This is a genomic window from Pseudomonas agronomica, from assembly GCF_025917275.1.
GTDB lineage: Bacteria > Pseudomonadota > Gammaproteobacteria > Pseudomonadales > Pseudomonadaceae > Aquipseudomonas > Aquipseudomonas agronomica.
Window position 1 is genome coordinate 1 of sequence record NZ_JAOSHO010000634.1, and the last position, 2,496, is coordinate 2,496.

At 61.6% G+C, this 2,496-nt stretch carries 1 protein-coding gene; it reads right to left on the reverse strand.

Annotated elements, in window-relative coordinates; all coding sequences use genetic code 11:
* Nucleotides 1–132 precede the first annotated feature (132 nt).
* Nucleotides 133–2,433 carry a YgiQ family radical SAM protein gene (locus OC610_RS25510; RefSeq protein WP_264431794.1) on the reverse strand — a complete coding sequence of 767 codons (2,301 nt, stop codon included), beginning with the start codon at nt 2,431–2,433 and terminating at the stop codon, nt 133–135.
* Nucleotides 2,434–2,496: the final 63 nt, after the last annotated feature.

Genomic DNA, 2,496 nt, shown 5'->3' on the forward strand with positions numbered 1-2,496 from the left:
GCTCCCTCGCCACAAAAGCTATGCATCCGCCGTCACGCCGTTGGCGGTCGCCACGATAACAAACGGCCAGCACCGCCGCTAGAAAGCAAAACGCCAGCACTTAGGCTGGCGTTTTACGAGGTGGCGGGGTGATCAGCGCGGCACGACAGGCTTGCGTGCCGGTTTGGGGCCCTTGCCCTTGGCCGCGTCCTTGCGCTCCTTGGCGGCCTTCTGGTTGCGGGCGAACGCGGCAGCCTTGGCTTGCTCGCGCTTGTCCCAGGCATTTGCGCCGTCACTGGCACGTGGGGGCAGGCCGGTGTGCTGGGTCAGGATCTTGGTGGTTTCCTTGGCCACTTTATGGCTGCCAGCCGGCGTCGAGTTCTTGCGGCGGGCGCTCTGGTAGCTGTCGGTGGCCGGCTGATGCAACGGAATCAACTGGTTCTTGCCCGGCCCGATCAGGTCGGCGCGGCCCATGCGGGTCAGTGCTTCGCGCAGCATCGGCCAGCCTTTCGGGTCGTGATAACGCAGGAACGCCTTGTGCAGGCGGCGCTGCTCCTCGCTCTTGACGATGGTCACCGCGTCGCTCTTGTAGGTGACCTTGCGCAGCGGGTTCTTGCCTGAGTGGTACATGGCGGTGGCCGTGGCCATCGGCGACGGATAGAACGCCTGCACCTGGTCGGCTCGGAAACCGTTGCCCTTGAGCCACAGCGCCAGGTTCATCATGTCTTCGTCGGTGGTGCCCGGGTGGGCGGCGATGAAGTACGGAATCAGGTACTGCTCTTTCCCGGCTTCCTTGGTGTACTTCTCGAACATGCGCTTGAACTTGTCATAGCTGCCGATGCCCGGCTTCATCATCTGATTGAGCGGACCTTCCTCGGTGTGCTCCGGGGCGATCTTCAGGTAACCGCCGACGTGGTGGGTCACCAGCTCCTTGACGTATTCCGGCGACTCGACGGCCAGGTCGTAGCGCAGGCCGGAGGCGATCAGGATCTTCTTCACCCCAGGCAAGGCCCGGGCGCTGCGGTACAGCTGGATCAGCGAAGAATGGTCGGTATTGAGGTTCGGGCAGATGCCAGGGAATACGCAGGACGGCTTGCGGCACGCGGATTCGATTTCCGGGCTCTTGCAGGCGATGCGGTACATGTTTGCGGTCGGGCCGCCGAGGTCGGAAATGACACCGGTGAAGCCCGGGACCTTGTCGCGGATCTCTTCGATCTCGCGGATGATCGACTCTTCGGAGCGGTTCTGGATGATCCGCCCTTCGTGCTCGGTGATCGAGCAGAACGTGCAGCCACCAAAGCAGCCACGCATGATGTTCACCGAGAAACGGATCATCTCGTAGGCCGGGATTTTCTCCTTGCCATACGCTGGATGAGGAACACGTGCGTAAGGCATGCCAAACACGTAGTCCATTTCTTCAGTGGTCATCGGAATGGGTGGCGGGTTGAACCAGACATCGACTTCGCCGTGCTTCTGCACCAGCGCACGGGCGTTACCCGGGTTGGTCTCCAAGTGCAGCACGCGGTTGGCGTGGGCATAGAGCACCGCGTCGTTGCGCACCTTTTCCACCGAAGGCAAGCGAATCACGGTCTTGTCGCGGGTCATCTTCGGGCTCGCCAGGATCTGCACGACCTTGGCTTCGCTCGGGTCTTCAACCGGACCCTTTTCCTGCTCGATGGCGCAAGCAGCGGTGTCCTGGGTGTTGACGTACGGGTTGATGATCTTGTCGATCTTGCCCGGGCGGTCGATGCGCGTGGAATCGACTTCGTACCAGCCTTGCGGCGTGTCACGGCGGATGAACGCGGTGCCGCGCACGTCGGTGATGTCTTCGATCTTGTGGCCGTAGGACAGGCGCTGGGCCACTTCGACGATCGCTCGCTCGGCGTTGCCGTAGAGCAGGATGTCGGCGCAGGCGTCGATCAGGATCGAGTTGCGCACCCGGTCCTGCCAGTAATCGTAGTGGGCGATGCGGCGCAGGGACGCTTCGATACCGCCGAGCACGATCGGCACATGCTTGTAGGCTTCCTTGCAGCGCTGGCTATAGACCAGGCTCGCACGGTCCGGCCGCTTGCCCGCCAGGCCACCGGGGGTGTAGGCGTCATCGGAACGGATTTTCTTGTCGGCGGTGTAGCGGTTGATCATCGAGTCCATGTTGCCGGCCGCGACACCGAAAAACAGGTTGGGCTCGCCGAGCTTCATGAAATCGTCTTTGGACTGCCAGTTCGGCTGGGCAATGATCCCGACGCGAAAGCCCTGGGCTTCCAGCAGCCGACCAATGATCGCCATGCCGAACGACGGATGATCGACATAGGCATCACCGGTGACGATGATGATGTCGCACGAATCCCAGCCGAGCTGATCCATCTCCTCCCTGCTCATCGGCAGGAACGGCGCCGGGCCGAAACATTCGGCCCAGTACTTGGGATAGTCAAATAACGGCTTGGCTGCTTGCATGTCGATGACCGGTATAAAGGATGAAAAATCGCGGGCGCGGAATATAGCACAAAAATTGATCAA

Coding starts and splice junctions, on each gene's coding strand:
- OC610_RS25510 (WP_264431794.1), bottom strand. CDS start 2,433: ATGCAAGCAGCCAAGCCGTTATTTGACTATCCCAAGTACTGGGCCGAA.